Source organism: Agrobacterium sp. CNPSo 3708 (genome assembly GCF_028674915.1).
Lineage (GTDB): Bacteria > Pseudomonadota > Alphaproteobacteria > Rhizobiales > Rhizobiaceae > Agrobacterium > Agrobacterium cavarae.
Genome location: NZ_JAQZSF010000015.1, coordinates 1 through 6,571 on the forward strand (window position 1 = coordinate 1; position 6,571 = coordinate 6,571).

Sequence of the window (6,571 nt, forward strand, 5' to 3'; positions counted from 1 at the left end):
GTAAGCGCGATTTTCTATGCGCATTGACGTAGGCGGCATCGCTGACCCGGCCCTCTTGCGTAGCGATATCCGGCTCTATCAGGCAGCGGAGGTTTTGGAGAAGTTGAACGGCAGCAGGTCGCCAATGTCGGCCGCTTCGTCGCGCTGCGGCAGCTCAGTGAGCACGTGGCGTAGCCAGGTGAGTGGGTCGATCCCACAGGCGCGGCAAGTGAGCATCAAACTGTAGACCACGGCGCTGGCCTTGGCTCCGTCAGCGGTGTCGCTGAACAGCCAACTCTTTCTTCCGGTGGCGAAGACCCGGATATCACGTTCCAGAATGTTGTTGTCGATCGGCATCCTGCCGTCGCTGATGTAGCGCGTCAGGTAATCCCATTGGTTCAGGGTGTAGGAGACGGCATCGCCGAGCTTGGTATCGGGTACGACCTTCGGCGCGATGTTGTCGAGCCATGACTTGAGTGCGGTGAGGACAGGCAAGCTATGCTGTTGGCGGAAACGGCGAACGCAATCGGCCTGCGTTTCACTCGCGTAGGGCTTGCTGTCTCGCGCCTGCTTTTCGATCCGGTAGAGCTGCTCGAAGAACCGGAGCGCCTGTTCCGGCGGTCCGCCTCCGTTTTTGCGGGTCTTGAGGGCCTCGACGAAGCGCCGCCGTGAATGAGCCATGCATCCGACATGGGCTGCGCCATTGATGGTGCGCCAGGCTAGGTAGCCATCGCTTACCAATATGCCGCGATAATCACCGAGGAAGGTCTGCGGATGGATCTGGCCGCGGCCGGGTTGATAATCGAGAAGCACGATTGGCTCGTCACTGTCCTCGCCGCTGCGGTACGCCCACATGTAAGACGTGCTGGTGGCTTCCTTGTTCTTTTCCTTCAACACCTGAACTGTCGTCTCATCGCCATGAATGAGAGGCTGCGACTGAAGCTTCAGCCTCAGCGCATCATAGATGCGGTGCAGATGCCTCTCGCTTGAACCGATCACCCAGTGCGCAAGAGCGCCACGGCTGATCGGTACGCCGGCCCGTTCGAACGTTTGTGCCACGCGGTAGAGCGGTGTGCCGTCGACGTATTTGTGGACGAGTGCGAAGGCCAGCGTCGAAGCGGTAGCGATGCTGCCTGGCAATGGTTGCGGCGGCATCGGTGCGATCACGACAGGCGTGTTGATCCCGGTGCGGTCGCAATGGCGGCAGGCGTATTTGAACCGCACATTCTGCAGAACCTTTGCCTTGACCTCGATATGGAGTTGCTCGGTAACGGCCTCGCCCATGCGATGCATTTGGCTGCTGCAGCACGGGCAAGTCTTCTGATCGTCAGCAAGGTCGTATTCGACTCGCTCACGTGGAAGATCTTGCGGCAAGGGTCTGCGGCCCCGCTCCTTTCCTGCGGTGCTGTCGACCGCGGGTAGGCCTGTATCAGGGAGATCGATGGCAGCATCGCCGTCATCGCTGCCATCTTCCTCCGCAGCCTCTTCGGCTTCGTTGAAGAGGCGATCAATGTGCTTTTCGCTGCGGGGAGCAAACCGGTGCAGCCTTGCGAGCGCCAGCTCTTCTTCCAGCTTTACGACCCGCCGTGACAGCGCTTCCTTCTCGGCTTTCAGCGCAGCAATTTCGGCGGCATTTGCCGCCAATTGCGCCATCAGTTCTGCAACGCTCGGTTCGCCGGCTCGGATCATCCCAGTTTTGAATCTGAACCGCGTCGCCGCGTCAACAGATCAACACGTAACCTCAGCCGGCAATCTGATATTGCCGCACGGGATGGCGGATCATCGCATCGATATCGATACCGTCGAGAATCCAATGCAGTTGTTCGGTTGTGAGTGTGACCACCGGCACCTCTCGGCGCGGCCATCGGAACTTGTCTTCCGTCAATCGCTTCAGGATCAACACAAAGCCTGATCGATCGAAGAACAGCAGCTTCATCCAGTCACGCCGGCGATTGCAGAAGGCAAACACCGCAGGGGCAAACGGGTCCAGCGCCATCGTCTCCTGAACCAGGACTGCAAGGCTATTGATGCCGGCACGGAAGTCGATCGGCTCCCGATGCAGGTAGACCTTGAGATCAGCGCCCAGTCTGAACATGACCCAACGCTCCTATGATTGCGGCCAGCCCATTCTCATCGTCATACTCAACGGTCAGGCTGATCCCGTTCGGCAGGAGCGCACTCACCTTGGACGCCTGGCACGGCTTGCCCAACGGCGCGCTCTTCGTCACTAAATCGGCGCCAAAAGTCGGAGGCATATCTGGAGCAATCTGAGCCGGGACGAATGCCGAGACCGAAGGCAGAAGACGTTCCTCCATGGCCTTCTTCATCCACTTGCGTACGAGATTGGCATTCACGCCGTGTTCCCGCGCAAGTCGAGACACCGAAACGCCGGGCTCTAAACACGCTGCGACGAGCTGATCACGAGAAGCAGGGTCATATCGACGGCGGCCGTCGCGGCCAACAAGCCGAACCTGCAGTTTAGGAGCATCTACATCCATGATTTGGTGTCCACCTATTTTGGTGGACACCTCATGCCTGAGAGCAATCTCCCTCAGAAGGTGCGTAGAAATTCGCGCTTACGATATTTCGCTGTCGCCAAGGTCGCTCAGGTTATTCCAGATCCCAAAGCGCCAGGCATGTATTTGGCGCTTATCGAACCTGGCAGCTATCTCGATTTCGTAAACCCCGTTGCGTTTAGTGGGCAGGATGGTGTTGTTGAGCGAGGCGTACTGAACGAAGCGGGGCGGATTTCTGGCCGTGCACAGGCTGCGGTCCGATCAATATCTGCTGCCGATTTCAATCGGATTCTGTCGTTGGGATTGGCGGAAGATCAACTCGAATTACCGCGAACCGGCGAGTCGCTGGAGACGTCATCGCTGAACGATCTTTCCGAAAGAGTTCAGGAGCCCTTCCTATACGAGCGCGATAGGGAGCGGATCATGCAGCTGTCGTCTCGAATTGTCAGAGATCGGCTGTTTCGGCGTCTCGTCCTACAAGCCTATGATAAACGATGCGCGATAACTGGACTGAAGCTGATCAACGGTGGTGGTCGTGCCGTGGTAGACGCCGCTCACGTCACGCGAACGATCACGATAGCATTCTAGGGCTAATCAACAAGACGGGAAGAGCGATTGTCCCGAGCGTTGTTCACCAACGGCCGCATCCCCAGTTTTTAAGTTGGCATCGCGAAAACACCTTCAAGCACTGACGTTGGCCGACGAATTTATCTAATGCCTTCTGGCGGCCCTGATTAAGAGTCCCACGTATCTACGACTTTCTGGTCCCTATCCATGGCGTATTGGGCCGGATTGAAATTGTATACCGCCTTGACATATCCCTCCGCGATGACTACATTGGGTTTGGTTGCACCGGGAGATATGAAGAGATGGAGCAGGGCTCAGTTTTCAAGACTAATCGTAGCCAAGCGGTCCGCCTCCCAAAGGCAGTCGCTCTGCCTGACGACGTTAAGCGCGTCGATATCGTTGCTGTTGGACGCACTCGCATCATAGCGCCCGCCGGTGAGATATGGGATAGCTGGTTCGACGGACCTCTTGTGACTTCCGACTTTATGGATGAGCGCGACCAGCCTGCTGCGCAGGAGCGCGAGGCATTTTGATGCTCAGGTACATGCTCGATACGAACATTTGTATTTTCACGATTAAAAACCGTCCGCAGCGGGTGCGGGAGGCATTCAATCGGTTTCAGGATCAGTTGTGCGTCAGTTCGGTTACCATGATGGAGCTGATATATGGGGCGGAAAAATCGGCAAGCCCCGAGAAGAACCTCGCTATCGTGGAAGGGTTCTCTTCGCGGCTTGGCGTCCTTCCCTATGACGAGCCGGCTGCAAGCCATACAGGTGAGTTACGAGCAGAGCTTGGACGCCTCGGTACTCCCATCGGTCCGTATGATGCACTCATCGCAGGTCACGCGCGCTCGCGCGGGCTGATCATGGTTACAAACAACCGCAGGGAATTCGACCGCGTGCCCGGCTTAAGGGTAGAAGACTGGACCAAAGAGGACTGATTACTCTCTGGCCCCGTGGAAGGCGGCCGCTTGCTGGATTATGACGCATGGCGAGCCTCCGTCTTTCTCAAGGCGTCGTATCGTTCAACATTGGCCTTGGGTTCATTGGTGAGCGTCAGTGCCTGAGGGGCATCGAGGGTCGGCGGCGTGAAGGATTTACCGTAACGAGCCGATTCAGCAGGTTCAGCACATGCGTCTTGGTCGGAACGCCAGACTTCAGCGCCATGTCGACGGCAGACGGCACTGCCTGTTCGTCGTGCTGAAGGACGAGGGCCAGGATATCGACCATCTCTCGATCGCCACCCGGCTTCTTGAGCAGGTATTGCTGTAAGGTCCGGAATGCATCGGGAAGCTCGATGAACGGTGCGCCGTTGCGAAGAGCACCGGGCTTGCGCTGTACGACCGCCAGATAGTGACGCCAGTCATAGATTGTCTGTCCTGGCCGATCATGGGACCGATCGATGATGCGACGGTGCTCGCAGACGATCTGGCCTTCTGCGGCGACCACGATACGATCCGGATAGACCCGGAGGCTCACCGGTCGATTGGCGAAGGATGCCGGAACGCTCTAGCGATTGCGCTCCAGATGCACGAGGCAGGTTGGCGTGACCCGCTTCGTATATTCGACAAACCCGTCGAACGGCCTGGAGAGCGGCATGAGAGCTGGGACTTCCTCGGCCCAGATGTCGGCAATGGTGCCACGCATCTGACCGTGGGGCGTCTTGGCCCAGAACTCCTTGCAACGCTCCTCGAGCGAATCGTTCAGGGCCTCCAGTGATGGAAAGCGCGGGATCGGTTGAAAGAAGCGATGATGCGCATCCTGCACGTTCTTCTCGAACTGCCCCTTCTCCCAGCCGGACGCCGGATTGCAGAACTCGGGCTCGAACACATAATGACTGGCCATCGCCATGAAGCGGACGTTGACGTCGCGCTCCTTGCCACGACGGACCTTGTCGATCGCCGTGCGCATGTTGTCGTAGATGCCGCGACCAGGAATGCCAGCGAAGACACGGAAGGCATGGTTATGGGCATCGAACAGCATCTCATGCGTCTGCAGGATGTATGCCCGGACGATGAAGGCCCTGGAGTAGCTCAGCTTCGTGTGGACGATCTGCAGCTTGGTGCGCTCATTGCCGATGAATCGCCCAATCTTCTGACCAGTCGAACTGGAAGGCCTCGCCTGGTTCGAACGCCAGGGGCACAAGTGTCCCGCGGCCGGTCGTCTGCAATTCCCTCTGACGATCATCGCGCCATTCCCGCGCAAATGCCGCCACACGATTGTAGGACCCCTCGTAGCCGAGGCTGACAAGATCAACGTGTAGCTGCTTCATCGTCCGCTTCTGCTTGCGGCTCTTCTTCGACTCCGTCTTCAGCCAGGCCAATAACCGATCTGCAAACGGATCAAGCTTGCTCGGCCTATCCGGCACGTTGAATTTCGGCTCCACGCCGCCGGCCCGCAGATATTTGCGGATGGTATTCCTGGATAAGCCGGTCCTGCGGCAAATCTCCCGGATCGATAGATGCTCTCGAAAATGCCAGCGTCGGATTACGCAAAGTAACGCCATGTTGATCACTCCAGAGCCCCCGCTGAAAACATACGAGGGACGGTTGAAACATGGGTCAATTCTCAATGGAAATATCTGGCTGCGCCGGGTCAGCTCTCAGTGGAAATCAACACTAATGACGGAAAAAAGCTGCGCCGGCGACGAGAAGGTGAAGACTGCGACAGGCTCAGAGGAATTACCTGAGCGCATTGCGTTCGTTGCCCTGACAAACGCCTCATCAAGGGCAGCTTCACTGTCTGCTCGGATTTGAATTAAGGCTTCTCTCATGGTTTCTGCCTCCTCTTGATTATTTCCTTCCGAAAATCGGATAGGAGGGTATCGGTCGTCGTGAACGAGTAAGGATGCTCAGCTTCGTCAAGGTGACGATGATTGCCTTTACCGCGTTTGTTTTCGAAACCGACGATGCGGCGACCGTCCGTTCCGTAAAACAGTCGATACTTGAACAGGTGCGTGCTACCAGGAACGGGCTCCGGCACTTTTCAGACAACGATCTCGACGATCGCACCGTCTGGCAAAATAGTTTTGGAACGCTCGATAAGGACCGCCGCAATCATGTTGTCATTTACGCCATCGGTTCGGTTTGTTGTCAACGGCGGCAAAGGTTCGAGAGAGGGCTTTATGGCATATTATACCTATATATAATAAATTAATACACATATTATATATTTTATACTGTGTGAATGGAATAATTTACCCTGAAATGGATTGGCGGGCGTGATTTGCGAGCGACGCGAGTTCACCAGTGGTAGGGATTGGCACTTAAAGTGTAGATTGGCCGAGGCAAAAATATAAATTAATTGAAGCTATCTTGGGGAAGGGATTTAGCGTGGATTATTTGGGGTGCATTTGTTTGCGAGGACTGATAATTCTGACTGTTATAAATAGATGATTTTATAGGTTTTCTGATTGTGAGGAATCAAAATGATGGGCGAATCCTATGGGCATATGGATGAGAAGGCAGATTGGAAGGGCGCTGATAATTGGTGGCAATCAATCATAATAAC

Annotated in this window: 8 protein-coding genes and 2 pseudogenes; 4 read left to right on the top strand and 6 right to left on the bottom strand. The window is 56.1% G+C overall.

The annotated features are described in order from the left end of the window. Positions 1-78: 78 nt before the first annotated feature. Genes tnpC through tnpA form a run of 3 tightly spaced genes read right to left on the bottom strand, consistent with a single transcriptional unit; the run spans position 79 to position 2,477 of the window. Positions 79-1,668 carry an IS66 family transposase gene (gene tnpC / locus PVA19_RS22180; RefSeq protein WP_274104268.1) on the bottom strand — a complete coding sequence of 530 codons (1,590 nt, stop codon included), beginning with the start codon at positions 1,666-1,668 and terminating at the stop codon, positions 79-81. 52 nt (positions 1,669-1,720) lie between these two features. Next, a complete protein-coding gene (tnpB, locus tag PVA19_RS22185; RefSeq protein WP_274104269.1) occupies positions 1,721-2,074 on the bottom strand; it encodes an IS66 family insertion sequence element accessory protein TnpB in 354 nt (117 codons plus the stop codon). After that, a complete protein-coding gene (tnpA, locus tag PVA19_RS22190) occupies positions 2,055-2,477 on the bottom strand; it encodes an IS66-like element accessory protein TnpA (protein ID WP_274104270.1) in 423 nt (140 codons plus the stop codon). Before tnpA ends, tnpB begins: the two co-directional genes overlap by 20 nt. Before the next feature lie 33 nt (positions 2,478-2,510). Between tnpA and PVA19_RS22195 the strand changes: the two are divergent. The 3 genes and pseudogenes from PVA19_RS22195 (at position 2,511) to vapC (ending at position 4,002) form a co-directional block, all read left to right on the top strand. After that, positions 2,511-3,187, top strand: a pseudogene (locus PVA19_RS22195) (HNH endonuclease). A 177-nt stretch (positions 3,188-3,364) separates the two neighbouring features. After that, the gene (gene vapB, locus PVA19_RS22200; RefSeq protein ID WP_111846490.1) at positions 3,365-3,595 is read left to right on the top strand and encodes a type II toxin-antitoxin system VapB family antitoxin; all 231 of its coding nucleotides are present in this window, start codon (positions 3,365-3,367) and stop codon (positions 3,593-3,595) included. Then, a complete protein-coding gene (gene vapC, locus PVA19_RS22205; protein ID WP_274104273.1) occupies positions 3,595-4,002 on the top strand; it encodes a type II toxin-antitoxin system tRNA(fMet)-specific endonuclease VapC in 408 nt (135 codons plus the stop codon). Before vapB ends, vapC begins: the two co-directional genes overlap by 1 nt. A gap of 38 nt (positions 4,003-4,040) precedes the next feature. Here vapC and istA read toward each other — a convergent pair. The 3 genes and pseudogenes from istA to PVA19_RS22365 form a co-directional block, all read right to left on the bottom strand. Next, positions 4,041-5,567, bottom strand: a pseudogene (istA, locus tag PVA19_RS22210) (IS21 family transposase). A gap of 96 nt (positions 5,568-5,663) precedes the next feature. After that, the gene (locus tag PVA19_RS22215) at positions 5,664-5,834 is read right to left on the bottom strand and encodes a hypothetical protein (protein WP_236769834.1); all 171 of its coding nucleotides are present in this window, start codon (positions 5,832-5,834) and stop codon (positions 5,664-5,666) included. After that, positions 5,831-5,971: a peptidylprolyl isomerase gene (locus PVA19_RS22365; RefSeq protein ID WP_337993160.1), complete on the bottom strand. Its 141-nt coding sequence runs from the start codon at positions 5,969-5,971 to the stop codon at positions 5,831-5,833. The genes PVA19_RS22215 and PVA19_RS22365 overlap by 4 nt, the downstream gene beginning before the upstream one ends. Here PVA19_RS22365 and PVA19_RS22370 point away from each other — a divergent pair. Further along, complete coding sequence (locus PVA19_RS22370) at positions 5,909-6,217, top strand: hypothetical protein (protein ID WP_337993161.1); 309 nt, start codon at positions 5,909-5,911, stop codon at positions 6,215-6,217. The genes PVA19_RS22365 and PVA19_RS22370 overlap by 63 nt on opposite strands. Positions 6,218-6,571 lie beyond the last annotated feature (354 nt).